The sequence below is a fragment of the Micromonospora sp. NPDC048868 genome (assembly GCF_043198195.1).
Classification (GTDB): domain Bacteria; phylum Actinomycetota; class Actinomycetes; order Mycobacteriales; family Micromonosporaceae; genus Micromonospora; species Micromonospora reichwaldensis.
Genome location: NZ_JBICUN010000004.1, coordinates 168,195 through 193,589, shown reverse-complemented (window position 1 = coordinate 193,589; position 25,395 = coordinate 168,195). Strand labels below are relative to the sequence as shown.

Sequence of the window (25,395 nt, the reverse complement as noted above, 5' to 3'; positions counted from 1 at the left end):
AGGCAGCGACCAACTCGCCGTCAACGCGGGCCTGTCTGCTGAGGCGGATTCCTCGACGACAAGGAGACTGCGTTGCGACGTACCCTTTCCGCCCTCGGCCTGGCCGGCGCCCTGCTCGCGGCGGCCGTGGCCGTGCCGGCGCTGACGGCCTCGGCCGCCCCGGCACCCGCCGCCGAGCGTGCCCGGGCGGCGGACCGGCCGCTCGTGATCGGTCACCGGGGCGCCAGCGGCTACCGGCCCGAGCACACCCTGGAGGCCTACCGGTTGGCGATCCGGCAGGGCGCGGACTACATCGAGCCGGACCTGGTCGCCACCCGCGACGGCGCGCTGGTCGCGCGGCACGAGAACGAGATCAGCGGTACGACCGACGTGGCCGCCCGCCCCGAGTTCGCCGCGCGCCGGGCCACGAAGACCATCGACGGCGTCGCGGTCACCGGCTGGTTCACCGAGGACTTCACCCTCGCGGAGCTGCGGACCCTGCGGGCCAAGGAGCGGCTGCCCAAGGTGCGTGTCGCCAACACCGCCTTCGACGGCCGGTTCCAGGTGCCCACCCTCCAGGAGGTCACCGCGAGCGGCTGATCGTGCACGCCTGGACGTTCCGGGCCGAGAACCAGTTCCTGCCGACCGACCTGCGCATCGGCGCCGACCCCAACGCTCGCGGCGACATCCAGGCCGAGTACGAGCTGTTCCTCGCCCTCGGCCTCGACGGCGTCTTCACCGACCACCCGGACACCGCCGTCGCCGCCCGCGAGGGCCTCGCCCGCCGCTGACCACCCCTCAAGCGGCGTACGCCGCAGATCTTGGTAGGAAACGGCCCATCAGGGGGCACTTTCCTACCAAGATCTGGACGGTCCCGACCGGCCCGGTGTGGTATCGGTGGCGCGGAGCGACACAGCATCACTTCCGTCGATGGGGCGGGCGCCCATCGCGGACGGGTGGGGTCGCCACCGCGTCGTGATCGTTGTAACCCCCGACCACCCCACCCCTGTTACTTGTGTGTTTCGGCCACATAGCCCGTGGGTGACGTCACTTCTAGCGTGAGCCGTCATATGAGTTCCCTACCTCCGAGTCCTCACGTGGAGTCGCAATGACGGTCCGGACGACGCGGCGGGTGTTCCTCTCCGCCGCCACGATGATGGCCGCGGCGCTCGCCGCCACGGCCTGTGGCAGCCCGCAGGACACCGCCTCCGGTGGCGGCGACAGCGCCGCCCCGGTGAAGGTTGGCCTGGTCTACTCCCAGTCGGGAGCCCTCGCCAGCTACGGCAAGCAGTACATCGAGGGATTCAAGGCCGGCCTCGACTTCGCCACCAAGGGCACCAACAAGGTGGGCGACCGGGCCGTCGAGGTCACCGAGGTCGACGACGCGGGTGACCCGGCGAAGGCGGTCTCCGCGGCCAAGGACCTGATCGGCAAGGGCAACAAGATCATCGCGGGCTCGACGGCCTCCGGCGTGGCCCTCCAGGTCGCCCCGATCGCCGCCCAGAACAAGGTCCTCTTCATCTCCGGGCCCGCCGCCACCGACGCGGTGACCGGCGCCAACAAGTACACGTTCCGGTCCGGCCGGCAGTCGTACCAGGACGTGGTCACCGCCAAGTCGTTCATCGGCGACCCGGCCGGCAAGAAGGTCGTGGTGTTCGCCCAGGACGGCGCCTTCGGCGACGCCAACGAGGCGGCCGTGAAGGCCGTCATCGGCGGCGCGGGCGCGGCCGTCAGCAGCGTCCGGGCGCCGGCCAGCGCCACCGAGTTCACCCCGTTCGCCAGCCAGATCAAGTCCGCCAAGCCGGACCTGCTCTTCGTCGCCTGGGCCGGCACCACCGCCCCCGCGATGTGGCAGACGCTCGACCAGCAGGGCGTGCTCTCCTCCACCACGGTCGTCACGGGCCTGGACATCCGCGCCTCGTGGCCGACCTTCGGCGCCGCCGGCAGCAAGATCTCCTTCCTGTCGCACTACTTCGACGGGGCCTCCGACAACGAGGCCGTGAAGGCGCTGAAGGCCAAGGTCGGCACTGTCGACCTGTTCCACCCGGACGGCTTCGCCGCCGCGCAGATGGTCGTACGGGCCATCGAGGAGGGCGGCGACGACGTCGAGAAGATGGTGAAGGCGCTGGAGGGCTGGAGCTTCGACGGGGTCAAGGGCAAGATGACCATCCGCGCCGAGGACCACGCGCTGCTCCAGCCGATGTTCCAGGCCAAGCTCTCCGGCAGCGGCACCGCGTTCACGGCCACCGCCCAGAAGGCGCTGACCGGGGACGAGTCCGCGCCGCCGGCCGTGGCGATGAAGGGCTGACACCAGATGCTCGCCACCCGCGGTCTGACCTGGCGGATCGGTGAGGTCGCCATCGTCGACAGCGTCTACCTCGACCTGGCGCCCGGGGAGTTCCTCGGCGTCATCGGGCCCAACGGCGCCGGCAAGACCTCACTGTTCAACCTGATCACCGGCATCCGCCGGGCCACGGAAGGACGGATCACCCTCGACGGGCAGGACATCGGCTCCCTGCCGCCGCACCAGCGGGCCCGTCTCGGCCTCGGCCGTACCTTCCAGGCAAGCTCGGTCTTCGGCTCGCTCAGCGTGCGGGAGAACGTCCGGCTCGCCGTGCAGGCGCACCGCGGGGGCTCGATGAAGCTGTGGCGGCGGGCGGCGGCCGACCGGGAGGTCGCCGCCGCCGCCGACGCGGCGCTCGACCGGGTCGGCCTCGCCCACCGGGGTACGGCGCTGGCCGGCACCCTCGCCCACGGCGAGAAGCGGAAGCTGGAGATCGCCCTGCTGCTCGCCGGGGAGCCCCGGGTCATGCTGCTCGACGAGCCGATGGCCGGGGTCAGCGCCGAGGACGTGCCCGAGCTGGTCTCGGTGATCCGCTCGCTCACCGGCGACAGCGGCCGGTCGGTGCTGATGGTCGAGCACCACATGGACGTCATCCTGGAACTGGCCGACCGGATCGCCGTGATGCACCACGGCGCGCTGCTGGCCTGCGACACCCCGGAGACGGTGATGGCCAACCCCACCGTGCAAGAGGCCTACCTGGGGGAGGCTCTGTGAGCGCGAGGAATGAGCCGGGTTTGCGAGTCCCGCAGTCGCGAACGAAAGGCGGCTCTGTGAGCGCGAGGAATGAGCCGGGTTTGCGAGTCCCGCAGTCGCGAACGAAAGGCGGCTCATGATGGAACCCATTCTCAGTGTGGAGAACTTGTCGGTCCGCATCGCCGGGCTGCACATCCTCCAGGGGGTGTCCTTCACGGTCGCCCCGACCGGCGTCACCGTCCTGCTCGGGCGCAACGGCGTGGGCAAGACGACCACGCTGCGCGCGATCGTCGGCCTCACCCCGCCCGCCGGCGAGGTGCGCGGCGCCGTCCGGATGGGCGCCCAGAGCCTGCTGGCCCGGCCCACCCACCGGCTGGTCCGCGGCGGGCTGGGCTACGTGCCGGAGGACCGGTGCGTCTTCGCCGGGCTCACCGTCGCGGAGAACCTCCGGCTCGCCGAGCGGCGGGGCAGCACCCCGGCGTACGACAAGGTGTTCGCGCTCTTCCCCGAGCTGGACCGGCGCGGACGGCAACGGGCCGGCTCGCTCTCCGGCGGGCAGCAGCAGATGCTCGCGATCGGCCGGGTGCTGCTCAACGACAACCGGCTGCTGCTGGTCGACGAGCCGACCAAGGGGCTCGCGCCGAAGGTGGTGACCGAGGTGGCCGAGGTGCTGGAACGGGTCGCCGAATCCGTTCCGGTGCTGCTCGTCGAGCAGAACCTGGCAGTGGTCCGGCGGCTCGCCCGGGACGCGGTCGTGCTGGCCGCCGGCCAGGTCGCCTGGACCGGCGACGCGCAGGAACTGCTGCTGGAGACCGCCCTGACCAAGTCGCTGCTGGGCGTCGGCTCGGCGGAGGGACACCACCCCGCCGGTACGCCGGCCGGCGCACGGAAGGACGAGCACTGATGGACACCGTCATCCTGTTGACGCTGACCGGGCTCGGCCTGGCGGCGCTCTACTTCCTGGTCGCCAGCGGGCTCTCCCTGGTCTTCGGCCTGGCCGACGTGCTCAACTTCGCGCACGGCGTCTTCCTCGGCGTCGGCGCGTACGGGACCTGGTGGGCGGCGCACAACCTGCCGGGCGCCGGGTCGGACGGCTTCGGCTTCGTGGTCGCGGTCGCCTTCGGGGTGGCCGCCGGCACGCTGGTCGCGGTGCTCGTCGAGCTGGTGCTGATCCGGCCGCTCTACTCCCGCACCATCGAGCAGGTGCTCGTCACCGTCGGCCTCTCGCTGGCCGGCGTGGCGCTGCTCCAGGCCACCTGGGGCGCGGACGCCCGGCCGTTCCCGCGCCCCGAGTGGAGCCGGCAGGTCACCTCGATCCTCGGCGCCAACGTGCCGAACGGCGGCCTGCTGCTGATCATCGCCGCGGTGCTGGTGCTCGGCGCGATCCTGGCCTTCCTCCGCTGGACCCGCTACGGCCTGATCATCCGGGCCGGCGTGGAGAACCGGGAGATGGTCACCGCGCTCGGCATCGACGTGCGCAAGGCGTTCACCCTGGTCTTCGCGATCGGCGGGGCGGCGGCGGCGCTGGCCGGCGCGCTCGGCGGCGTCTACTTCGGCACCGTCTCGCCCGGCCAGGGCGGCTCGCTGCTGATCTTCGCGTTCATCGTGGTGGTCATCGGCGGGATGGGCTCGGTGATCGGGTCCGCGTACGCGGCCGTCGCCGTCGGCCTGACCCAACAGTTCGTCAACTACTACGGCACCTCCGGGCTGGGCGACATCTGCGTGGTCGCGCTGCTGGCCGTGGTGCTGCTGCTGCGCCCGCAGGGCATCGCCGGAAAGGTGGCAACGGCATGACCGAGGTCAAGAGCCCCGAGGTGCCGGCGCCGCCGGCCGCCGTGCCCGACGAGCTGACGCCGGGGCGCCGACGGTGGCACGGGCTGCGCCCGTACCTGCCGCTGGTCGCGCTGGTGGTCGCGCTGATCCTGCCGTACTCGACGCTGCACCTGCCGGGGATCTTCGAGGGGGCGCTGAACTCCCCGGGGACCCTGCAACTGCTCGCCGTCTGCCTGGTCTTCGGCGGTCTGGCCGCCGGGTACGACCTGCTCTTCGGCCGGACCGGGATGCTCTCCTTCGGGCACGCCCTCTACTTCGCCGCCGGCGTCTACGGCACCGACATCCTGGTCACCAAGGCGGGGCTGCCGCTGTGGCAGGCCGCGCTGCTCGCGACCACCGGCGGGACGATCCTCGCCGCGCTGCTCGGGGCGGTGGCGCTGCGTACCGTCGGCATCGCGTTCGCCATGGTGACGCTCGCCTTCGCCCAGGTCGGGGCGATCCTGGTGGCCCGCGACTTCGGCGGGCTCACCGGCGGCGAGGAAGGGCTGCCGCTGGACGTCTCCGGGCTGCCCGAGGGGCTGGTCGGGGTCACCAACACCGTCAACCTCTACTGGCTGGCGCTGGCGTACCTGGTAGTGGTGGTCTTCGTGGTGCACCGGGTCTCCGGCTCGCCGACCGGGCGGGTGCTCGCCGGCCTGCGCGACGACGAGCGGCGGATCGGGGTGCTCGGGCTCGACCCGTACCGGTTCAAGCTGGTGGCGTTCACCCTGGCCGGCGGCCTGGCGGCGGCCGGGGGCGCGGTCTACGTCCTGATCGTCGGCGGCGCCTCGCCGCACATCACCTCATCCGAGTGGACCCTGGCGCTGCTGGTCATGGTGGTGCTGGGCGGGCCGGGCACCCGGTGGGGACCGGTGATCGGCGGGATCCTCTACATGTACCTGGACCACCGGCTGGTCGCGTTCGGCACGTCCGACGCGGTGGAGGCCCTGCCGGCGTTCCTGAGCAACCCGCTGTCCCAGCCGCTCTTCGTGCTCGGCACGGTCTTCATCCTGGCCGTCTACTTCTTCCCCGGCGGCCTGGCCAGCCTCGCCCCGCGCCTGGCACTCCTCAAGCACTCCCTGCGCACCCCGTCCCGCCGCCCCTGACGGCGCGGGCCCAGGCCCCGCCGATGACGCAGCCGCCGCCCGGCGACGGCTCGTCATCGGCGGGGCCTGCGCGTGGGCGGGGACCGACGGCCCGCGGGCGTCGGGGCCGCGGCCCCCTCGTGCGACCGCGACCCCGTCTCCCGTCCTCGTACGTCAGCTGTTCAGCAGCTCGTACGCCGACTCCGGAGCCTTCTGCGCCTGGCTGCCCGTCGGCACGGTGACCTTCGGGGCCTTGCCGAAGTCGAAGTACTTCACGACGTACTTCGTGGCCTTGAGCTTGCCGACCGCCGGGATCTCCAGGGTCAGCGAGGTGAGGTTCCCGTCCGCCCCGATGACGGCCGTGAACGGGATCGTCTTCGCCGCGGCGCCCAGCGCGTCGACGTCCACGGCGTCGGCCATGGCCTGGCGCACGTGCTCGCCGTGGGTCAGGTCCACGGTCCCGGTGTAGGTCCCGCCGCCCTGGTCCGTCACGGTGTCTCCCATCGCCCCGAGGATCGCGCCGGTGTTGCCCGGGTCGGCACCCTCGTAGTAGGGCACGCTGGCCGGGTCGGTCAGCTTCGCGTGGTCCAGCTCCATCCACTTCTTCGGCAGCTTGAGCATGCTGCTGAGCTCCTCGGCGCCGTCGAAGCTCACCTTCATCCAGGAGCGCTGCTCGATCAGGCGGAAGGAGAGCTTCATCGTGAAGTCGAGCTCCTTGTCCTTCTCGGTCACGGTGAGGTCCATGCCCTTGCCCGCCGGGTCCACCACGCCGGTGACGACGCCGGTCGGGTCGCTGCCGCTGAACCGGAAGGCCGGGTCCTCCTCGTCCGGCACCGCCGCCAGGAGCGTGCTCGTCGGGTTGGCCGACGGGGACGCCGACGGGACCGGCGAGGAGGCCGCCGGGGTGTCCTGGGCGTCGTCGTTGCCACACCCGGCCACCAGGGAGGTCGCGGCCACCAGGGAGACGGCTGCCGCCGCGACCCGCCGGGCCCTGCCGGCGGGGCCGGTCTGCTGCGTGATTCGCATGATTCTCTTTCCTAGCTGGACTGTTGCCGCCGCAGATCTTGGCACGCGCCGGTGCCGCCGCGTTGGCCCTGAGGACCCGCCCGGCCGTCCGCGCGGTCGTCCGGCACACCGCCGACCGGCCGAGCGTGGTGGTGACGCGGGTCCTCGGCCTCACCGGTGGCCGACCCGCACGCGGACCGTCCCCGTCCGAGGGCGGTCGGGCGGCATGCCCCGGGCGGTCCGCCGTCTCGGCGGGAGCGGGGAACGTCCGCCGTAGCTGGTAGAAATGCCGGATGAGCCAGGATCGGACGGCGGTACGGGAGCGGGCCGAGGCGGTGCTGCGGCGGTTGGCCGGCGAGCACGCCCGGCTCCGGGAGGACCAGTGGCGGGCGATCGAGGCGCTGGTGGTCGACCGACGTCGGGTCCTCTGCGTGCAGCGCACCGGGTGGGGCAAGTCGGCGGTCTACTTCGTGGCCACCGCCCTGCTGCGGGACCGGGAGGCGGCCGGCGCAGAAGGCGTCGCCGGGCCCACCGTGATCGTTTCGCCGCTGCTGGCGCTCATGCGCAACCAGGTCGAGTCGGCGGCCCGCGCCGGCATCCGGGCGCGCACGATCAACTCCGCCAACCTCGACGAGTGGGACGAGATCACCGCCGAGATCCACGCCGGCGCCGTGGACGTGCTGCTGATCAGCCCGGAGCGGCTCAACAATCCGGACTTCCGGGACACCGTGCTGCCGAAGCTGGCCGCCACGACCGGCCTGCTGGTGGTCGACGAGGCGCACTGCGTCTCCGACTGGGGGCACGACTTCCGGCCGGACTACCGCCGGCTGCGCACCTTCCTCGGCAACCTGCCCGAGCGCACCCCGGTGCTGGCCACCACGGCCACCGCCAACGCCCGGGTCACCGCCGACGTGGCGGAGCAGTTGGGCGACGCCCTCGTGCTGCGCGGCAGCCTGGACCGCGAGTCGCTGCGCCTCGGCGTGGTCGAGCTGCCGAGCCCGGCACACCGGCTGGCGTGGCTCGCCGACCACCTGGACCGGCTCCCCGGCTCGGGCATCGTCTACACGCTGACGGTCGCCGCGGCGGGGGAGACCGCCGAGTTCCTGCGTTCCCGGGGCTACGCCGTCGCCTCCTACACCGGGCAGGCCGAGGACGCCGACCGGCGGGCCGCCGAGCAGGACCTGCTGGACAACAAGATCAAGGCGCTCGTCGCCACGAGCGCGCTGGGCATGGGCTTCGACAAGCCGGACCTCGGCTTCGTCGTGCACCTCGGCGCGCCGCCATCCCCGATCGCGTACTACCAGCAGGTCGGCCGTGCCGGCCGGGCCGTCGCGCACGCCGAGGTGCTGCTGCTGCCCGGCACCGAGGACGCCGCGATCTGGCGCTACTTCGCCTCGCTCGCCTTCCCGCCCGAGGCACAGGTCCGCGCCGTCCTGGCCGCCCTGCACACCGACCGTCCGCTCTCCACCCAGGCGCTCGAACCGATCGTCGACCTGCGCCGGGCCCGGCTGGAGCTGATGCTCAAGGTGCTCGACGTCGACGGCGCGGTCCGCCGGGTGCGCGGCGGCTGGCTCGCCACCGGGGAGCCCTGGGTCTACGACGAGGCCCGGTTGCGCCGCGTCGCCGAGGCGCGCACCGCCGAGCAGCAGGCCATGCGGGAGTACGCGACCACCTCCGACTGCCGGCTGCGCTACCTGCGCGAGTGCCTGGACGACGCCGGGGCCGCCGACTGTGGCCGCTGTGACCGTTGCGCCGGCCCGCTGTTCGCGGCCGACGTGTCGGACGTGGCGCAGACCGCCGCGCAGACCTTCCTCGGCCGGCCCGGGGTGGAGATCACGCCGAAGAAACTCTGGCCGACGGGGCTGGAGGCGGTGGGCGTACCGCTGAAGGGGCGGATCGCCCCGGCGGAGCAGGCGCTGCCGGGGCGCGCCGTGGGGCGGCTGTCCGACCTGGGGTGGGGCGGCCGGCTGCGCGACCTGGTCGCGCCGGAGGCGGCGGACGTCGCCGTCCCCGACGACGTGGCCGCCGCCGTGGTCGAGGTGTTGAAGGCGTGGGCGCACGGCGACGAGCGGTGGCCGCGCCGCCCGGTCGGGGTGGTCGCGGTCGGCTCGCGCCGCCGGCCCCGGCTGGTCGGCTCGCTCGCCGAGCGGATCGCCGCCGTGGGCCGGCTGCCGCTGCTCGGTGCGGTGACGCCGACCGGCGCGCCGGCCGGCGGCCCGCGCGGCAACAGCGCCCAGCGGGTACGCGCCCTGCACGGCGCCTTCGCCGTGCCGGAGGACCTGGCCGACGCCCTCGCCGGGCTCGATGGGCCCGTGCTCCTCGTCGACGACCTGGTCGACTCGGGCTGGACGATGACGATGGCCGCCCGCGAGCTGCGCCGGGCCGGCGCCCCCGACGTGCTCCCGCTCGCCCTGGCCGTGGCCGGCTGAGCCACCGGCGCCGCCCACCCACCGCCGGCTGCCCGGCGTCGTGACCGGCCCGGCCGGGGAAGTTCCCGGTGGGGGGCGGACTGCGACCGTCGCCACGCCGCGCCACCGGCGGGCCGGCCCGGTGCCGACGGGCGGTAGCGTGGGCGGCATGACCGATGAGCAGCCCGTTCGTGACCGGGACGGCGGCGGTGCCTGACCAGGTGTCGGCCGCGCCGGAGCACGCCTCGACGGCCCCGGAGCACGTGCCGACCGCGCCCGACGGCGGGCCGACCCCGCCGGACCAGGCGCCGGTCGCGTCCGAGGGTGCGCTGGTCTCGTCGGAGCAGGCGCCCGCCGGGCCGGATCAGGCGTCCGCCGGGCCGGAGCACGTGTCGGCCGTGCCGGACCGTGGCACCGTCCGGCTGGCGCTGGTCGTCGGCGGGTTGGTGCTCGCCGTCCTGCTCGGCTTCGGCCTCGGTCGGCTGAACGGCGGCGGCCCGTCCGCGCCGGCGGGGCCGGACAGCGCCCTCACCGGCCACAGCCACCCGCCGGGCACGGGCGCCCACGAGCACGGCGTCGACCAGGCCGCGGCGGCGCAGGCCGCCGGTCTCTCGATCAGCTCGGCGGGCTACACGCTCACCCCCCTGGCCGCCACGTTCACCGCCGGCCGCGCGGGCGAGCTGCGCTTCCTGGTCCGGGACGCGCAACGCCGCCCGGTGACCCGGTTCGCGGTCGTGCACGAGAAGCCGATGCACCTCATCGTGGTGCGTCGCGACCTGACCGGCTACCAGCACCTGCACCCCACGATGGCGGCCGACGGCACCTGGTCGGTGCCGCTGACCCTGCCGCAGCCGGGCGTCTGGCGGGCGTACGCCGACTTCACCGCGCTCGCCGACGACGGCCGGCAGACCGCCGTGACCCTCGGGGTGGACCTGACCGCGCCGGGCGGCTACCAGCCGACGCCGCTGCCGGCGCCGGCGTCCTCGGCCACGGTCGACGGCTTCACCGTCAGCTACCAGGGCACCCCGCAGGCCGGCGTGACCGTGCCGCTGACCTTCCGTGTCGACTCGGCCGGCGGGCCCCCGGCGCTGGAGCGTTACCTCGGCGCGTACGGACACCTGGTCGCCCTGCGCGAGGGGGATCTCGGCTACCTGCACGTCCACCCCGAGCCGCAGCCGGTCGACGGGGCGGTGACGTTCTGGGTGACCACGCCCGACCCGGGCCGGTACCGGCTCTACCTGGACTTCCAGGTCGCCGGCGCGGTGCGCACCGCCGAGTTCACGCTGACCGTGCCCTGACCTCGCGGCTGCCGCCCGAAGCCGGGTGAGGCACGGTTGCGCCGGTGGGCGCTCAGCCGGCGCGGCGGATGGGGCGGCGGGCCAGGTAGCGCAGCAGGTCGCGGATGTGGTGCTTCTCCTCGGCCGGCACGGTCGGGTCGGCCAGCCGTTGCAGGATCACCCGGACGTCCGCCTCGACCGGGCCGTCGTCGACGCGCCGGCGGGGCGCGGGACCGGCGTCGGGCAGGCCGAGCGCGCGGAACGCGGCCGCGACCGGCAGGTCCAGCGCGGCGCAGAAGCCGCGCACCTTGGCCAGCTCGGGGTAGTCCTGCCAGTCTCCGGCGAGCCAACGGAACACGGTCGACCGACCGACGCCGGTGTGGGACGCCAGGTCGGTGACGGTCCAGCCGCGTTCCTCGCGGGCGTCGTCGATGGCGCGCCGTACGAAACGTGCGAAGGCCATCTGCGGAGAAACCTCTACGGAACCCATCCCTGCGGGTCTTCCCTCCCGACCGGCACCCGGCGGTGCGCCTCCGAGGGTAGTACGGAAAGGCAGCGAAACAGTTGACTGATCGACCAGACCGTCTCGTGAGCGGGACTCCGCACCCTGCGGAATGGCGTGGATCACACGCGGCTGGTCGCCTCCGTGACCGCTCGACCACGCTCGTCGGGCACTGGCACCGGCGGCAGCAGTGCCGCCAGCCGTGGGGTGACCGCCCACTGGTCGACGAGTTCCCGGTACTCCGTCCGCTGGGCGGCGGTGGGCGCGGTGCCGGTACGTCGTGCCCGGATGAGCAGGTTGCGCGGGGTGTGCCGGGAGTCGACGAACTCCACCACCTCGGCCCGGTAGCCGTGCAGCCGGAGCAGCCCGGCCCGCAGCGCGTCGGTGAGGACGTCCGCGAAGCGCTCCCGGAGGATGCCCTGCCGGGTCAGCAGCTCGTACGGGGCCGGGGCCGGCCGCGCGCGCAGCTGGGCCGCGACGTCGTGGTGGCAGCACGGTGCGGCGAGCACCCAGCGGGCCTGCCAGCGCACCGCCCGGGCCAGCGCCTCGTCGGTGGCGGTGTCGCAGGCGTGCAGGGCCAGCACCAGGTCCGGGGCGGGCTCCACGACGGCCTCGGCGATCGTCCCGGCCACGAAGCTGACCCGGTCGGCCCAGCCCAGCCGCTCGGCCAGCTCGGTGTTGCGTCGCCGCTGGTCCTCCCGGACGTCCACGCCGACCAGTTCGACGTCGACCCCTCGCTGCGCCAGCCACCGGTACGCGGCGAAGGTCAGGTACGCGTTGCCGCAGCCCAGGTCGACCACCCGCAGCGGGCCGGTCAGGTCGTCCGGGAGGGTCGCCGCCAGCGCCCGCAGGAACGCGTCGACCTGCCGCCGCTTCGCCGCCGAGCCGCCGATCTCGGCGAAGATCGGGTCACCGGGGTCGAGCAGGTACTCCTTCGCCCGGTCGTGCCCACCCGGCTCGGCGGCGGGCCGGGCCGCGGCGGCCCGGTGCACCTGCGCCTCGCCGGACTTGGTGACCCGCAGCTGGAGCGTCGCGTCGGCCGTCTCCACGTGCCAGTTGCCGAACGGCTCGGCCAGCAGCGCGTCTACCGCCGCGTCCGCCTCCGGGCCGGGGGCGACGTTGCGGGTGTACGGGCGGGAGCCGTCGGAGGTGGCGATCTGCAACCGGGGGCCCGCCTTGAGCGCGACCGGCCGCAGTTCGGCGCGGACCATCGAGGGGCGGTGTCCACGCCGGCGCCCGGCGGCCACCGCACGGGTGAGCGCCGGGTCGAGCAGCAGTGCCCGGACCTCGGTCAGGGCGGTGTCCAGTGGTTCGGGCATTGCTCCATCTTCCTCGTCGACCGGCGGTCTGACCGGCACGCGTCCCGGCGGCGGTGTCCGGCGGGGGGTTCTCGCCGGTGGTGTCGCGTCCGCCCAGCCCGCCGATCACGGCCCGGACGAGGAGATCCCCCGGCACCGGGTGCACCGGTCCGGGGGATCTCGGGTGACGTACGTCGATCAGTCGGCGGTCGCCTCGGCCGGCGCACCGGCGGCGGAGCCACCACCACGACGGCGCCGGCGGCGGCGGGGCTTCGCGGCCTCGCCCTCGGCGGCGGCCGGAGCCTCGCTGGCCTCGGCGGTGATCACCGTGGTCGGCTCGCCCGCGACGGTCTCGCCGGCGCGGCGACGCCGACGACGACGCGGGACGCGGGGACCCTCCTCGGCGGTGTCGGTCGGCGCGTCGGCCTCGGGCGCGTCGGTCGCACCGCTGGCGCGGGCCGGGCGGCGCTCGCCGCGACCACGGCCCTCGCCGCGTTCGCCACGCTCGCCGCGCCGGGAGCCCCGGCCGCCCTCGCCCCGGCGGGGCCGTCCGCCGCCGAGGTCCTCCTCGACCTCGGCCGACAGCCCGGCGCGGGTGCGCTCGGCGGTCGGCAGGGTGCCGCTGACGTCGGTGGGGATGTGCAGGTCGGTGTAGAGGTGCGGGGACGTGTGGTACGTCTCCGCGGGCTCCGGCATGTCCAGGCCCAGCGTCTTGTCGATGATCCGCCAGCGGGGCATGTCGTCCCAGTCGACGAAGGTCACCGCGACGCCCGTCGCCCCGGCCCGGCCGGTACGACCGATCCGGTGGGTGTAGGTGTCCTGGTCCTCGGGGCAGTCGTAGTTGATGACGTGGGTGACGCCGCTGACGTCGATGCCCCGGGCGGCCACGTCCGTGGCGACCAGAGTGTCGATCTTGCCGGCGCGGAACGCCCGCAGCGCCCGCTCACGCGCGCCCTGCCCGAGGTCACCGTGCACGGCGGCGACCGCGAAGCCACGGAAGTCGAGGTCCTCGGCGACCCGGTCGGCGGCCCGCTTGGTGCGGGTGAAGATCATGGTCAGCCCGCGCCCCTCGGCCTGGAGGATCCGGGCCACGATCTCGACCTTGTTCATCGAGTGGGTGCGGTAGGCCAGCTGCTCGGTCTGCGGCGACGGGCCGGTTTCGGCGGTGTGCCCGGCGTGGATCGTCATCGGCTGGCGCAGGAAGCGCCGGGAGAGGGTGACGATCGGGTCCGGCATGGTCGCCGAGAAGAGCATGGTCTGCCGGTCCTCCGGCAGCATCGCCAGGATCTTCTCGACGTCGTCGAGGAAGCCCAGGTCGAGCATCCGGTCGGCCTCGTCCAGCACCAGCGCGCGGACCCGGTCCAGCCGCAGGTGCTTCTGCTTCTGCAGGTCCATCAGGCGGCCGGGGGTGCCGACCAGGATCTCCACGCCCTTGCGCAGCGCGTCGATCTGCGGCTCGTACGCCACGCCACCGTAGATGGGCAGCACCCGGACGCCCCGGGTCCGGCCCGCGGCGGCGAGGTCCTTGGCCACCTGGATGCCCAGCTCACGGGTGGGTACGACGACCAGCGCCTGCGGCACACCGTCGCTGCCCTCGCCCGGCGCGAAGACCCGCTCCAGCAGCGGTACGCCGAAGCCGAGGGTCTTGCCGGTGCCGGTGGGCGCCTGGCCGATCATGTCGATGCCGCGCATCGCGATCGGGATCGCGTACTCCTGGATGGCGAAGGCGCGGGTGATGCCGGCCGCGGCCAGCGCGTCGACGGTCTCCTGACGCGCGCCCAGCTCGGCGAAGGTGGGTGCCTCCGGGCGCACCGGAGCGGTGGCGGCCAGTTCCTGGCCGTCCATGAGGTCTTGAGTCAGCTCGCTCATATGGATTTGGGGGTGCCCTCTCGTGGGTGCGCCCCGTCATGTCCTCAGGGCGCGTTCGGCGTGGCGCGGGCCACACGGTCGGCGGCTGAAAGCCTCTGCCGGACCGGGCCGCACGCGCGCCGCGGGCCTCACACTTCGACCGGGCCGGCTGATCGCTCGGATCAGCCTGGGTCAGGTCGGCGCCCGCGGCAACTGCTCCATGCTACCTGAACCGACCCGGGGGCGTCCCGATTCCATTCGCACGCGCCACGCCGGGGGCCACCCATGTGACCTGTGTCACTTCTGGTCGGTTTGCCGGCGGGCGGTAGCCTGCGCTCGTGCCCGCGACCGATCTGCCCGACCGCGCCGTCGTCGACCTGCTCGGCCTGGTGGCCTTCGGTGAGCTGCTCGCCTTCGAACGGATGGCCGTCGACGCCCGGCTCGCCCCCGACCTGCGCCGGCGGGCGGCCCTGGGCGAGATGGCCGCCGCCGAGATCGGCAACTACCGGCGGCTGGCCGACCGGCTCGCCGCGCTCGGCGTGCTGCCCGACGACGCCATGGCGCCGTACGTCGAGCCGCTCCAGGCGTACCACGACTCGACCGAGCCGAGGGACTGGGCGGAGGCGGTGACGAAGGCGTACGTGGGCGACGCCATCACCGACGACTTCCTCCGGGAGATCGCCGCGGCCCTGGCCGAGCCGGACCGTCAGCTCGTCCTCGACGTGCTGCACGACTCGTCGTACGCCGACTTCGCCGTCGCCGAGATCCGGGCGGCCGTCGAGGCCGATCCGAGGGTGGCCGGCCGGCTCTCGATGTGGGCGCGGCGACTGGTCGGCGAGGCGCTGTCACAGGCCGGCCGGGTGGCCGCCGCCGAGCGGGGGGCGCTCACCGCGCTCGTCGCACAGAGCGGGCGGGTGGACGTGCCGGGGCTGTTCGGGCGGCTGACCGCGGCGCACGCCACGCGGATGGCCGCCGCCGGGCTGAACAACTGACCGCGACCGGGCGTCCGCGACGGGCGATCGTCGGGTCACCCGTCGCGGCCGACCGGACCACTCAGCGGACGGTGAACCCGACCGCGCGCGGCGACGCCTCGGCGATCTCGACGTAGGCGACCTTGTTGACCGGCACGATCACCCGCCGGCCCTTCTCGTCGGTCAGGGAGAGGGTGCCCTCGTCCTTGCCGAAGGCGTCGGTCACGATCTGCTCGATCTCGGCCGGCGACTGCGCGCTCTCCAGGACCAGCTCGCGGGGCGCGTACTGCACGCCGATCTTGACCTCCACTGTGCCTCCTCATTCGGGCGAAAGAGCCGCCGTTGGGAAGGCTATCCGATCTCGGGGCCGGATGTTCAGGCTGACTCACCTTGCAGCGGGAAGCTGGCGATGCCCCGCCAGGAGAGCGCAGCGACCAGTGCCTCCGCCTCGGCCTTGGGCAGCTGCCGGCCACGGGCCAGCCAGAACTGCGCGGCGGTCTCGGCCGCGCCGACCAGGCCGGAGGCGAGCAGTTCGGCGTGCGCCCGGCTGATCCCGGTGTCGGAGATGATGGTGTCGGTGATCGCCGCGATGCAGCCCTGCTCCACCCGCTCGACGCGCTGGCGCACTGCCGGGTCGTTGCGCAGGTCCGACTCGAAGACGAGGCGGAACGCCTCGCTCTCGTGGTCGACGAAGTCGAAGTACGCCCGCACCGACGCGCCGACGCGCTCCTTGTTGTCGTTGGTGCCGCGCATGGCGTCGTCGACCTTCGCGAGGATCGCGTCGCAGTGCGTGTCCAGCAGGGCGAGGTAGAGGTCCATCTTGCCGGGGAAGTGCTGGTAGAGCACGGGCTTGGAGACTCCCGCCCGCTCGGCGATGTCGTCCATCGCGGCCGCGTGGTAGCCCTGGGCGACGAACACCTCCTGGGCTGCGGCGAGCAGCTGCTTACGGCGCGCGGAACGGGGCAGGCGGGTGGGCCGGCCGGCGGTCTGGGCACCGTTCCCCACAGCGGTCATGGGAACCTCCGAGTCTCTTCGTACGAGCCGGCAATTCACCCGAACCGGTCGGGGCCCGGGGACCCGTCGCGGAATTGGCCCGCCGCTGTAACTTATCGCCACTGTCACCACACGGTAGCCTCAGCGGGGGCGACCAAGGAGCGCGCGGTGAGTGAAACAGGGCAACCCGGTGCCGCCAACCCGGGGGAGCACGGCGACGGGACGGGTCCGCAGGACGACCTGGCCCGTTCCGGCAGCGGGTGGGCTCCCCCGGCGGCCAGTTGGTCCCGGGGCGGGGAGATCTCCGGCCCCCGCGAGCCGGCCTCGCCATGGGGTCCGCCCGAGCCGTCCCCCGGTTGGGCCGCCTCGTCCCCGCGGCACGGCGACCTGCCGCCACCGCTGCCCGGCCCGCCGGCCGCGACCGAGCCGCCGGCCCGGGTCAACGGCCACCACGCCAACGGCGTCGACCACGCCGCCGACGACGCGCCGGTCAACCGCCAGGTCCCGGTGAGCGCCCCGCCCGGCATTCCCGGCGACCAGCGTCGCGACCCGGGCAACGATCGGCTGGTGGTGCCCGCGCAGCGCCCGGCGCCGACGGCCGAGCAACCGCCCGGGACGCAGCACGGGTTCACCGACCCCGAGTCCCGTCCGGTCCGGCGCTCCGCCGAGGACCCGTCGGCCGGCCGCCAGAACCGCTGGTCGGAGCCGGGGCTGCCGACGTCGGCGCCCCCCGCCGTCCAGGTCCCGCCGGTGGGCACCGCCGCCAGCGGCTTCGAGGTGCCGCCCGGCTTCCACGCGCCGACGGCCGACCGTGCCGCCGCCGACGAGCCCCCGCCGGCCGCCGGCCCGACGCGCGGCTGGAGCGACCACTACGCGCCGGAGCCGTCGGCCCCCGACCCGCGCCACTTCCCGCCGCCGCCCACCGAGCGCGCGCCCACCGAGCGCCCGGCCGACGCCGGGCCCGCCACCGGCGACCGCGCGACCGCCAGTGACCGGCTCGCCGACGTCGACCGAGCGCTGGGCGCGGACCGCGCCTTCCGCGAGGACCGGGACGCCGACCCGGTCGCCGCCGGCACGGACGGCGCACCGGGGGAGTTCGGCCAGGACCGCGCCGCCAGCCGACCGGGCCAGGGCCGCGCCCCGGACGGCCCCCACGCGGAGCGGACGCTGGGCGCCCCCGGCCAGGACCGCGCGCCGGGCGGTTTCGACCGGGACCGCACGGCGGCCGGATTCGATGAGGACCGCAGGGCGCCCGGTTTCGACCGGGACCGCGCGGCCGCCGGGTTGGACCAGGACCGCACGGCGGCCGGGTTCGAGCAGGAGCGTGCGCCGGGCGGGTTCGAGCAGGAGCGCGCGCCGCACGCCGCGGGGCACGAGCGGGTCGGGCGTGGCTTCGGCGCGGACCCGGGTGCCGACCGGTCCCCGGTCGCCGAACCGGTGGCCGGTGCGCAGCACGTTCCGGGCGGTGACCGGGAACCGTCGTCCCGGTCGGAACCGGGCGGTTCGCGACAGTCGGCGGCGGAGTGGCCGCCGAGCACCGAACCGGACTGGACCGGCCCGAACTGGAACCGCCCGAGCTGGGGCGCCGCGTGGGCGCCGCCCTGGTCCCGGGAGGAGGCCGAGCCGGTGGGTCGTCGCTCCCGGGAGGACGCCGAACCGGCGGGGCGCCGAGCCCGCGAGGAGCCCGAGCCCGTCGGCCGCCGGTCCCGCGAGGAACAGCCGCCGGCCTGGGCCGGTGAGCCGCAACGACCGCACGAGCCGTCGCGCGCCGAGTCTCCCCGCCCCTACGACCCGCCCCGCGAGCCCGGCCGCCCCTACGACGTCGCCCAGACCGCGCCGGTGCCCCGGCCGGCGTACGAGCGACCGTCCGCCCCCGCCGACCGGCTCACGCGGCCCGAGGCCGAACCGCCGGCCCCGACCGAGCGACCGGCCTGGGCGTCGGGCGGGTCGGTCCCCGCGCCGGCGGGCGCGCCCCCGCTCGCGTACGCCCCGGAGACCGCCGCCGCGGCGGCCCGCGCCGAGGACACCCCGGACCGGGTCACCCGGCCGTTCCGGCTCCGGCCGGAGAGCGCGGAGCCGGCCCCGAGGCCGCCGGGCGGCCCGCAGCCCGCCGCCGAGGCCGCCACCAGCGGGTTCGGGCGGCGAGAGCGCACCCCGTCGGGGCCCGCCCCGACGAGCGCACCCCCCTACGCGGCCCGCCGGTCCGCACCCGAGCCGGCCCCGGCGGCCCCGCCGACCGCCGCCGACCAGGCGTCGGAGTCCGCACCGGCGGTGTTGCCGCAGCGCGTCCCCGCCGAGCCGGACGTGCCCGTCGTGCCGGAGCCGCCAGCCGTGGAGCCACCCGCCGAAACCCCCGAACTCGCCCGCATCGCCACCCATCTGCGCCGCGAGGACGAGCCCGCCCCGCCGCGGGAGCGCCCGGAGGGCTTCGACGTCAACGCCATCCTCGACGCCGTCCGTGGCGTGGCCGGGGTCCGCGACGCGGCGCTGCGCCGTACCCCGGCCGGCGCGCACAGCCTGCGGCTCGACCTCGCCGACGGGGCCGACCCGGCCGAGGTGAGCCGGCAGGTCGCCCGCCTGCTCCAGGACCGGATGGGGCTGGCCGCCGCGCCGCAGAACCTGCCGGGCATGCCGGCGGCACCCGCCCCGCCGGTGCGCCGCCGGTCGGCGGAGCCGCGCGGCGCCGACCCCAGGTCGGCGGGCGTCGCGGCACGCCCCGCCGAGCCGTCCTCCGCAGAGCCCCGGGTGCCCGGCGCCAGGGTGACCGGCGGCCCGTCGGAGGCCGCGTCGACCCGGGCCGAACAACGTCCCGAGGCGGCGCCCGAGACCCCGCGTCGGCGCCGGCAGCCCGTCGCCCCGCACCGGGGCCGGGCCACGGTGGAGGAGCCCGGCTCGGTCTCCGCCGCCCCGGCCGGGACTCCGGCCGGTGCCCCGGCGACCGTCGGTACGTCGTACTCCGGTGGGCAGGTGACGACGACGGAGACCGCACCGTCCCGGCCGCTGGACACCGGCGGCGCGGTGGGTCCCCGGGTGGTGATCGACCACGTCCAGGTGAGCACCTTCGGGCTCGACGCCACCGTGGAGGTGCGCCTGCTCGCTGGCGGGGAGAGCGCCGCCGGCTACTCGACCGGGCCGGCCGTCGACGGGTACGTGCTGAGGCTCTGCGCGGTGGCCGCGGCGGCGGCGGTGGACGAGCTGCTGCGCGGCGGCGAGCCCGGCCCCGACGCCGGCCCCGACCGTGGACGCTGCTTCGTCGAGCACGCCGCCGTGGTGCCCTTCGGCAACTGCGACGTGGCCACGGTCGTGGTGCTGCTGGTCTGCGACGGCTGGGTGGAGCAGCTCGTCGGCTCCGCGCTGGTCGCCGGTGACCCCCGGCAGGCGGTCGTCCGGGCCACCCTGGCCGCGGTCAACCGCCGGATCGAGGCGCTGCTGGCCTGAGCGCTGCCGGTCGTTGCGGCCCCGGGCAGACTGGAGTCATGAAGCGCGCCACCCTCCGGCCGGACCACCTCCTTCCCGAGCACTCCGTCCCACCGCCCTGGCCGGGGCGGGAGGTACGCCTCGACGGCACGGTGACGTACGTCCGGGACACGCCGGCCACCACGCCCGACGCGGAGCCGGCGCTCTACGTGCACGGGCTCGGCGGTTCGTCGCAGAACTGGACCGACCTGGCGTACCTGCTCGCCGACCACCTCGACGGGCAGGCCATCGACCTGCCGGGGTTCGGCCGCAGTGAGCCGGGCCGCCGGTACACCGTCCCGTCCTTCGCCGACCGGGTGATCCGCTGGATCGAGCACTCCGGCCGGGGGCCGGTGCACCTGTTCGGCAACTCGCTGGGCGGGGCGGTCTCGGTGCAGGTGGCGGCGGTACGGCCGGATCTGGTCCGGAGCCTGACCCTGATCTCGCCGGCGCTGCCGTTCCTGGACTTCCGGCGCTCGTTGCAGGGCCGGATGCTGCCGCTGCTGGCGATCCCCCGGGGCGAGCGCCTGGCCGCCTGGCGGCTGGCCCAGATCGCGCCCGAGGTGATGGCCCAGCAGGTGATGGAGTCCTGCGTGGCAGACCTCACCCGGATCTGCGACCAGCGCCGGGAGGAGGCGCTGGAGGAGATCCGGGTGCGGCACGAGGCCGCGCACTACGCCGCCGCGTACGTCCGGACGTTCCGGGGCCTGGTCTCCAGCTTCCTGCGGTCGTACCTGCCGGGGTCGGGGTCGCTGTGGCGGCTCGCCGCGACGGTCGAGGCACCCACCCTGGTCGTCGGCGGGCGGGCCGACCGGCTGGTGGACGTGCGGGTGGCCCCGCAGACGGCCCGCGTCGTCCCGGACAGCCGGCTACTGATGCTCGACGGGGTCGGGCACGTGGCGCAACTGGAGGTGCCGCGCCTGGTGGCCCGGGCCGTGCTGGGCCTGCTCACCGAAACGGGGGACACGCTCAGGCGGTCCGACATGGCAGGCTGACCGGGATGCCCCCTGCCCGTCACCCCACCCCGACCCGTCGTGCCCCGGCCCCCGTCGAGGGCCGCCGTCGCGCCCAGGCCACGTCGCCCCCACGGGACGGCGGCGTGGACCTGACCCGCCCGCGGCACCGCCGTCCGGAGCGTCGGCGGCGCCTCACGGGGCTGGTGGCGCTGGTGCTCGCCGTCGGCGCGGCGGTCGCGGTGATCGCCGACCGGCGGGGCGCCGACGTCGGGGCGGAGGCGCTCACCGCCGGGGAACTGGCTCCCGCGCCGATGCTCGCGCCGGGGGCGGCCTCGCCGCTGCCGTCGGCGCCGGCCGCGACGCCCTCGGCCGTCGAGCCACCGCCGGCCGTGCTCCGGCTGCCCGGGCCGGTGCCGTCGGCGGGGCGGGGCAGCTTCGGCTACGACGACCGGGCGGGCCCGGTGCTGGGTGACGCGGGCACGCTGCGCCGCTACCGGGTCGCCGTGGAGTCGGGCGCCGGCGAGGACGCGGGCGAGTTCGCCGCCGCCGTCGAGCGGGCGCTCGCCGGGCCGGGGAGCTGGGTCGACGGCGAGCTGCGGTTGCAGCAGGTACGCGCCGCCTCCCGGCACGACTTCACGGTCTACCTCGCCACGGCCAGGACGGCGGGCCGGCTGTGCGCCGCCGGAGGGGTGGACATCCGGGTGGGCGGGAAGCCCTACACGTCGTGCCGGGCACCCGGAAAGGTGATCATCAACCTGGACCGCTGGCGGCTCTCGGTGCCGCACTTCGTGAGCGCGAAGGTGCCGCTGTCGGTCTACCGGACGTACGTGGTGAACCACGAGGTCGGGCACCAGTTGGGGCACCGGCACGAGCGCTGCCCCGGCCGGGGCCGGGTGGCACCGGTGATGATGCAGCAGACGCTCTTCCTGAACGGCTGTGTCGCCAATCCCTGGCCGTACCGGGACGGTCGCCGGTACGCGGGCCCGCGGCTCTGACCTGCGGCGATCGGGCGTCGTGCGCCGGCTGAGCTCACCCCTGGGGGCATGAGCGAGGTTCGCGTTTTTCACGGCGTAATGCCCGATTAGTGTGGGACGCTCGGTCCATGACGTCGTCGTCCCCTTCCGACCCGACCGGCCCGGCCCGCCGCCCGACGCCGACCCGACCGTCGTCACCTCGGCCGACGCGCTGGTGGCGGCCGCCGGCCCCGCTCCGGAACCGCCGGATGGCGGGGCTCGGCGTCACCCTCCTGCTCGCGGCGACCGCCGCCGTGACGCTGGCCCGGGCCGGCGACCGCGCGCCCGTGCCGACCACGGGCGACGGGAACCGCACGTCGTACGCGGCGGGAACGGACGAGCGGGCACGGCCCTCCGCCTACCCCCGTACGGGTACGGGCGACTTCACCACCGCGCCCGGTGACTCCCCGGTGCGGGGCACCGACGGGCCGCTCCGGTACTACCGGGTGGCCGTGGAGCAGGGCACCGACCAGGACGTCGCCGCCTTCGCCGCCACCGTGGACGAGGTGCTGGGCGACCCCCGCAGCTGGATCGCCTCGGAGGAGCTGCGGCTGCGGCGGGTGGCGGAGGCGGACGTCGCCGACTTCACCGTCTACCTCGCCACCCCGGAGACCTCGGAGCGGATGTGCGCCGAGGGCGGGCTCAGCACCGAGGGTTACACCTCCTGCCGGCTCCCCGGGCAGGTGATCATCAACCTGGAGCGCTGGCTGGAGGCGGTCCCCGACTACGGGGCGCCGCTGGAGATCTACCGCGCCTACGTGGTCAACCACGAGGTGGGCCACGAGCTCGGCGAGGAACACCAGGCCTGCCCGGCGCCCGGCGAGCCGGCGCCGGTGATGCAGCAGCAGACGTACGGCCTGGACGGCTGCGTCGCGAACGCCTGGCCGTACGTCGACGGCTCGCGCTACGACGGCGAGCTCGTTCCCGGCACCTGAGTTATTCCCCTTCCCGCAGTTCGGGCGACGTGTCGCTCCTCATGGCCGATCGAGGCCGGTGCGAGCGACAATGGGCCGGTTCGCCTTCAGCCGATCCCGGGGAGTCCACCGTGTCGTTGCCCCCGCTCGTCGAGCCCGCCGCCGAGCTGACCGTTGACGAGATCCGCCGCTACTCGCGCCACCTGATCATCCCGGACGTCGGGGTCGAGGGGCAGAAGCGGCTGAAGAACGCCAGGGTGCTCTGTGTCGGCGCCGGCGGCCTCGGCTCGCCGGCCCTGATGTACCTCGCCGCCGCCGGGGTCGGCACGCTCGGCATCATCGACTTCGACACCGTCGACGAGTCCAACCTCCAGCGCCAGATCATCCACGGCGTCTCCGACGTCGGCCGTTCCAAGGCCGAGTCTGCCGCGGCTTCGATCCGCGAGATCAACCCCCTGGTGAACGTGGAGATCCACAACACGGCGCTGGACCGGGAGAACGTGCGGGACATCTTCTCCCGCTACGACCTGATCGTCGACGGCACCGACAACTTCGCCACCCGCTACATGGTCAACGACGCGGCCGTGCTGCTCGGCAAGCCGTACGTCTGGGGGTCGATCTACCGCTTCGACGGCCAGGCGTCGGTGTTCTGGGCCGAGCACGGCCCCTGCTACCGCTGCCTCTACCCGGAGCCCCCGCCGCCCGGCATGGTCCCCTCCTGCGCCGAGGGTGGCGTGCTCGGCGTGCTCTGCGCGTCGATCGGCTCCATCCAGGTCAACGAGGCGATCAAGCTGCTCGCCGGCATCGGGGAGCCGCTGGTCGGCCGGCTGATGGTCTACGACGCCCTGGAGATGAGCTACCGCAAGATCAAGGTCCGCAAGGACCCGAACTGCGTGCTCTGCGGCGAGAACCCCACGGTCACCGACCTGCTGGAGGACTACGAGGACTTCTGCGGCGCGGTGTCGGTGGAGGCCCAGGAGGCGGTGGTCGACGCGACCATCACCGCGCTGGAGCTCAAGGAGTGGCAGGACGCGGGCAAGGACATCTTCCTCGTCGACGTCCGCGAGCCGGCCGAGTACGAGATCGTCCGGATCCCCGGCGCGACGCTGATCCCCAAGGGCGAGATCATCTCGGGCGAGGCGCTCGCCAAGCTGCCGCAGGACCGGCAGATCGTGCTGCACTGCAAGTCCGGGGTCCGCTCGGCGGAGGCGCTCGCCGCGCTCAAGGCGGCCGGCTTCCGCGACTCGGTGCACGTGCAGGGCGGCGTGCTCTCCTGGATCAAGCAGATCGACCAGTCGCTGCCGGCGTACTGACCGGCGCCGTCGGCCGAGGTCGCGGCGGGCCGTCCCGACCCCCGCGGCCTCGGCCGATTCGCCGAGGCGTGATCACGTTTGCGCAGGTAGCGTTGCCGCCGTGGTCGACATCGATGCGGCGGTCGGGTTCGTCGTGGCACACGGGGACGCGGTGGACCGCGCCCGGCTGTCCCGGCTGCGCACCGGCGCGCCGCCACCTCCCGGACTGCTCGACGACGCCGAGGTCGGCCAGGCGCCCGACGGCGGCTGGCCGGCGACGCTGGGCGGGGGAGTCTCCTCCGTGGACGCCACCTGCTTCCGCCTGTCCGAGTTGGACGATCTCGGCGCGCTCGGTCGTCCGGCCGCCCGCCGGGCCCTGGACTGGCTGGCCGCGCGGCAGTCGCCCGACGGCGGCTGGGAGGAGGACCCGGCGCTGGCCGACGTGGCCCCCGAGTGGGCCCGACCGGGCGACCCCGAAGCGGGGTTCCACCTGACCGCTAACGCCGGGTTCTGGCTGACCGTCGCCGGTCTGGACGCGCGGGCGGCCGGGCCGCTCGACCACCGGGTCGGCGGCGCGTACGCGGGCGTCGTGCACGCCGCCGCCCAGTCGCTCGTCGCGCGGCTGCGCCCGGACGGTAGCTGGCCGTCCTTCCTGCCCGCCGGCTGGCTGAGCGCGGCGGTCCTGCACCGGCAGGAGATGTTCCACGAGGCGGCGCGGATCCAGGTGATCCTCGCCGAGCGGGTGCCGGAGCTGTCCCCGGGCGACGTGGCCTGGCTGGCCGCGACGCTGCGCCGCGTCGGCATCGACGGGCAGGACTGGCTGCTGGGGCGGGCGCGGCGGCGGCTGGCCGAGACCCAGCGCAGCGACGGCGGGTGGGAGAGCGACGACGGGCCCCAGTTCGACGTGCACACCACGCTGAGCGCGATCCGGGCCTGCCGCTGAGGCTCCACCGCCGACCTCACTTGAGCTGGCTGATCACCAGCGGCCACCAGGCGTCCGGGGCGAACGCGGCGCGGTCGATGCTCTCCAGGACGGTGCGCAGCGTCTCCGCCCGCTCGGCCCGGCCCGGCTTGCCCTCGTCGGCCTCCACGAAGAGCGCGAACTGGTAGAGGAACTCGACGAAGGTGCGGAAGGTGCTGTTGACGGCCTGGATGTCCTGCTGCTCCAGGTCGAACTGGAGGATCTCGCCGGTCCCCGGGTCGAGCACGTAGAGCAGGTCCGGGTTGTCGGCGACCGCGCCGACCACGATCAGCCGGATGTCCAGGGAGCCGTCCTCGGTGCTCAGCTGGATCGTGTCGAACAGCTCGATGTCGCCTTCGAGGAACGCGGTGTAGACGACCGCCACGTCGAGCGGGATCTCGTCGCCGGCGGGCAGCAGGTCGGCGTCGAAACCCCCCTCCAGCCACGCCTCGCGCGGGTACGGGATGAGCTCGTCCTCGTTCCACAGTGAGCGGAACCGGGGGTCAGCGGCCATCGGTGGTCCTTTGCGTCTCGGGTGTGGAGGGGGTGCGGGCGCCGCAGGTGGCGGGGCCGGGACGCCGGATGCGC

Annotated in this window: 23 protein-coding genes; 16 read left to right on the top strand and 7 right to left on the bottom strand. The window is 74.7% G+C overall.

The window, feature by feature from the left end; translation table 11 throughout:
- Nucleotides 1–72 precede the first annotated feature (72 nt).
- The 7 genes from ACGFNF_RS08190 to ACGFNF_RS08160 all read left to right on the top strand — a co-directional run bounded on the left by ACGFNF_RS08190 (nt 73) and on the right by ACGFNF_RS08160 (nt 5,934).
- Nucleotides 73–579: a glycerophosphodiester phosphodiesterase family protein gene (locus ACGFNF_RS08190; RefSeq protein WP_393166584.1), complete on the top strand. Its 507-nt coding sequence runs from the start codon at nt 73–75 to the stop codon at nt 577–579.
- Nucleotides 580–581: 2 nt separating this feature from the next.
- A complete protein-coding gene (locus ACGFNF_RS08185; protein WP_393166582.1) occupies nt 582–770 on the top strand; it encodes a hypothetical protein in 189 nt (62 codons plus the stop codon).
- A 317-nt stretch (nt 771–1,087) separates the two neighbouring features.
- Nucleotides 1,088–2,287: a substrate-binding domain-containing protein gene (locus ACGFNF_RS08180; RefSeq protein ID WP_132230839.1), complete on the top strand. Its 1,200-nt coding sequence runs from the start codon at nt 1,088–1,090 to the stop codon at nt 2,285–2,287.
- A 6-nt stretch (nt 2,288–2,293) separates the two neighbouring features.
- Nucleotides 2,294–3,037: an ABC transporter ATP-binding protein gene (locus ACGFNF_RS08175; RefSeq protein WP_393166580.1), complete on the top strand. Its 744-nt coding sequence runs from the start codon at nt 2,294–2,296 to the stop codon at nt 3,035–3,037.
- A 115-nt stretch (nt 3,038–3,152) separates the two neighbouring features.
- Nucleotides 3,153–3,920, top strand: a complete 768-nt coding sequence (locus tag ACGFNF_RS08170) for an ABC transporter ATP-binding protein (RefSeq protein ID WP_357578962.1) — start codon at nt 3,153–3,155, stop codon at nt 3,918–3,920.
- The gene (locus ACGFNF_RS08165) at nt 3,920–4,810 is read left to right on the top strand and encodes a branched-chain amino acid ABC transporter permease (RefSeq protein ID WP_357578963.1); all 891 of its coding nucleotides are present in this window, start codon (nt 3,920–3,922) and stop codon (nt 4,808–4,810) included. The genes ACGFNF_RS08170 and ACGFNF_RS08165 overlap by 1 nt, the downstream gene beginning before the upstream one ends.
- Nucleotides 4,807–5,934: a branched-chain amino acid ABC transporter permease gene (locus ACGFNF_RS08160; protein WP_311413118.1), complete on the top strand. Its 1,128-nt coding sequence runs from the start codon at nt 4,807–4,809 to the stop codon at nt 5,932–5,934. The genes ACGFNF_RS08165 and ACGFNF_RS08160 overlap by 4 nt, the downstream gene beginning before the upstream one ends.
- Nucleotides 5,935–6,087: 153 nt before the next feature.
- Here ACGFNF_RS08160 and ACGFNF_RS08155 read toward each other — a convergent pair whose 3' ends face one another.
- Nucleotides 6,088–6,933: a hypothetical protein gene (locus ACGFNF_RS08155; RefSeq protein WP_393166866.1), complete on the bottom strand. Its 846-nt coding sequence runs from the start codon at nt 6,931–6,933 to the stop codon at nt 6,088–6,090.
- Nucleotides 6,934–7,211: 278 nt separating this feature from the next.
- On the opposite strand from ACGFNF_RS08155, the gene ACGFNF_RS08150 reads away from it, so the two are divergent.
- The gene (locus ACGFNF_RS08150; protein ID WP_393166577.1) at nt 7,212–9,347 is read left to right on the top strand and encodes a DEAD/DEAH box helicase; all 2,136 of its coding nucleotides are present in this window, start codon (nt 7,212–7,214) and stop codon (nt 9,345–9,347) included.
- A 155-nt stretch (nt 9,348–9,502) separates the two neighbouring features.
- Complete coding sequence (locus ACGFNF_RS08145) at nt 9,503–10,624, top strand: hypothetical protein (protein ID WP_393166575.1); 1,122 nt, start codon at nt 9,503–9,505, stop codon at nt 10,622–10,624.
- Between the two features lie 52 nt (nt 10,625–10,676).
- Here ACGFNF_RS08145 and ACGFNF_RS08140 read toward each other — a convergent pair whose 3' ends face one another.
- The 3 genes from ACGFNF_RS08140 to ACGFNF_RS08130 form a co-directional block, all read right to left on the bottom strand.
- Nucleotides 10,677–11,093, bottom strand: coding sequence for a helix-turn-helix domain-containing protein (locus tag ACGFNF_RS08140; protein ID WP_091627481.1), 417 nt, complete (start codon nt 11,091–11,093; stop codon nt 10,677–10,679).
- Between the two features lie 134 nt (nt 11,094–11,227).
- Nucleotides 11,228–12,424 carry a class I SAM-dependent methyltransferase gene (locus tag ACGFNF_RS08135; RefSeq protein WP_393166573.1) on the bottom strand — a complete coding sequence of 399 codons (1,197 nt, stop codon included), beginning with the start codon at nt 12,422–12,424 and terminating at the stop codon, nt 11,228–11,230.
- A gap of 177 nt (nt 12,425–12,601) precedes the next feature.
- Nucleotides 12,602–14,272: a DEAD/DEAH box helicase gene (locus tag ACGFNF_RS08130; protein ID WP_393166570.1), complete on the bottom strand. Its 1,671-nt coding sequence runs from the start codon at nt 14,270–14,272 to the stop codon at nt 12,602–12,604.
- Between the two features lie 317 nt (nt 14,273–14,589).
- On the opposite strand from ACGFNF_RS08130, the gene ACGFNF_RS08125 reads away from it, so the two are divergent.
- Complete coding sequence (locus ACGFNF_RS08125) at nt 14,590–15,243, top strand: ferritin-like fold-containing protein (RefSeq protein ID WP_357578968.1); 654 nt, start codon at nt 14,590–14,592, stop codon at nt 15,241–15,243.
- A 61-nt stretch (nt 15,244–15,304) separates the two neighbouring features.
- Here ACGFNF_RS08125 and ACGFNF_RS08120 read toward each other — a convergent pair whose 3' ends face one another.
- Together ACGFNF_RS08120 and ACGFNF_RS08115 are read right to left on the bottom strand one after the other, a co-directional pair.
- A complete protein-coding gene (locus tag ACGFNF_RS08120) occupies nt 15,305–15,532 on the bottom strand; it encodes a DUF3107 domain-containing protein (protein WP_088960194.1) in 228 nt (75 codons plus the stop codon).
- A gap of 65 nt (nt 15,533–15,597) precedes the next feature.
- Nucleotides 15,598–16,236, bottom strand: a complete 639-nt coding sequence (locus ACGFNF_RS08115) for a TetR/AcrR family transcriptional regulator (protein WP_132230849.1) — start codon at nt 16,234–16,236, stop codon at nt 15,598–15,600.
- A 1,416-nt stretch (nt 16,237–17,652) separates the two neighbouring features.
- Here ACGFNF_RS08115 and ACGFNF_RS08110 point away from each other — a divergent pair.
- The 6 genes from ACGFNF_RS08110 to ACGFNF_RS08085 all read left to right on the top strand — a co-directional run bounded on the left by ACGFNF_RS08110 (nt 17,653) and on the right by ACGFNF_RS08085 (nt 24,789).
- Complete coding sequence (locus ACGFNF_RS08110) at nt 17,653–19,653, top strand: hypothetical protein (RefSeq protein WP_393166864.1); 2,001 nt, start codon at nt 17,653–17,655, stop codon at nt 19,651–19,653.
- 38 nt (nt 19,654–19,691) lie between these two features.
- Nucleotides 19,692–20,666, top strand: coding sequence for an alpha/beta hydrolase (locus ACGFNF_RS08105; protein ID WP_357578969.1), 975 nt, complete (start codon nt 19,692–19,694; stop codon nt 20,664–20,666).
- 104 nt (nt 20,667–20,770) lie between these two features.
- A complete protein-coding gene (locus ACGFNF_RS08100; protein WP_393166568.1) occupies nt 20,771–21,622 on the top strand; it encodes a DUF3152 domain-containing protein in 852 nt (283 codons plus the stop codon).
- A gap of 227 nt (nt 21,623–21,849) precedes the next feature.
- Nucleotides 21,850–22,575, top strand: coding sequence for a DUF3152 domain-containing protein (locus tag ACGFNF_RS08095; protein ID WP_393166566.1), 726 nt, complete (start codon nt 21,850–21,852; stop codon nt 22,573–22,575).
- 41 nt (nt 22,576–22,616) lie between these two features.
- Nucleotides 22,617–23,867: an adenylyltransferase/sulfurtransferase MoeZ gene (gene moeZ / locus ACGFNF_RS08090; protein ID WP_393166564.1), complete on the top strand. Its 1,251-nt coding sequence runs from the start codon at nt 22,617–22,619 to the stop codon at nt 23,865–23,867.
- Between the two features lie 100 nt (nt 23,868–23,967).
- On the top strand, nt 23,968–24,789 hold the full coding sequence (locus ACGFNF_RS08085) for a prenyltransferase/squalene oxidase repeat-containing protein (protein WP_393166562.1): 822 nt from the start codon (nt 23,968–23,970) through the stop codon (nt 24,787–24,789).
- Between the two features lie 16 nt (nt 24,790–24,805).
- Here ACGFNF_RS08085 and ACGFNF_RS08080 read toward each other — a convergent pair whose 3' ends face one another.
- Nucleotides 24,806–25,321, bottom strand: coding sequence for an SUKH-4 family immunity protein (locus tag ACGFNF_RS08080; protein ID WP_357578974.1), 516 nt, complete (start codon nt 25,319–25,321; stop codon nt 24,806–24,808).
- Between the last annotated feature and the right edge of the window lie 74 nt (nt 25,322–25,395).

Coding starts and splice junctions, on each gene's coding strand:
- ACGFNF_RS08170 (WP_357578962.1), top strand. CDS start 3,153: ATGATGGAACCCATTCTCAGTGTGGAGAACTTGTCGGTCCGCATCGCC.
- ACGFNF_RS08080 (WP_357578974.1), bottom strand. CDS start 25,321: ATGGCCGCTGACCCCCGGTTCCGCTCACTGTGGAACGAGGACGAGCTC.
- ACGFNF_RS08115 (WP_132230849.1), bottom strand. CDS start 16,236: ATGACCGCTGTGGGGAACGGTGCCCAGACCGCCGGCCGGCCCACCCGC.
- ACGFNF_RS08150 (WP_393166577.1), top strand. CDS start 7,212: ATGAGCCAGGATCGGACGGCGGTACGGGAGCGGGCCGAGGCGGTGCTG.
- ACGFNF_RS08095 (WP_393166566.1), top strand. CDS start 21,850: ATGGCGGGGCTCGGCGTCACCCTCCTGCTCGCGGCGACCGCCGCCGTG.
- ACGFNF_RS08105 (WP_357578969.1), top strand. CDS start 19,692: ATGAAGCGCGCCACCCTCCGGCCGGACCACCTCCTTCCCGAGCACTCC.
- ACGFNF_RS08145 (WP_393166575.1), top strand. CDS start 9,503: ATGAGCAGCCCGTTCGTGACCGGGACGGCGGCGGTGCCTGACCAGGTG.
- ACGFNF_RS08130 (WP_393166570.1), bottom strand. CDS start 14,272: ATGAGCGAGCTGACTCAAGACCTCATGGACGGCCAGGAACTGGCCGCC.
- ACGFNF_RS08175 (WP_393166580.1), top strand. CDS start 2,294: ATGCTCGCCACCCGCGGTCTGACCTGGCGGATCGGTGAGGTCGCCATC.
- ACGFNF_RS08140 (WP_091627481.1), bottom strand. CDS start 11,093: ATGGGTTCCGTAGAGGTTTCTCCGCAGATGGCCTTCGCACGTTTCGTA.
- ACGFNF_RS08160 (WP_311413118.1), top strand. CDS start 4,807: ATGACCGAGGTCAAGAGCCCCGAGGTGCCGGCGCCGCCGGCCGCCGTG.
- ACGFNF_RS08165 (WP_357578963.1), top strand. CDS start 3,920: ATGGACACCGTCATCCTGTTGACGCTGACCGGGCTCGGCCTGGCGGCG.
- moeZ (WP_393166564.1), top strand. CDS start 22,617: ATGGCCGATCGAGGCCGGTGCGAGCGACAATGGGCCGGTTCGCCTTCA.
- ACGFNF_RS08180 (WP_132230839.1), top strand. CDS start 1,088: ATGACGGTCCGGACGACGCGGCGGGTGTTCCTCTCCGCCGCCACGATG.
- ACGFNF_RS08135 (WP_393166573.1), bottom strand. CDS start 12,424: ATGCCCGAACCACTGGACACCGCCCTGACCGAGGTCCGGGCACTGCTG.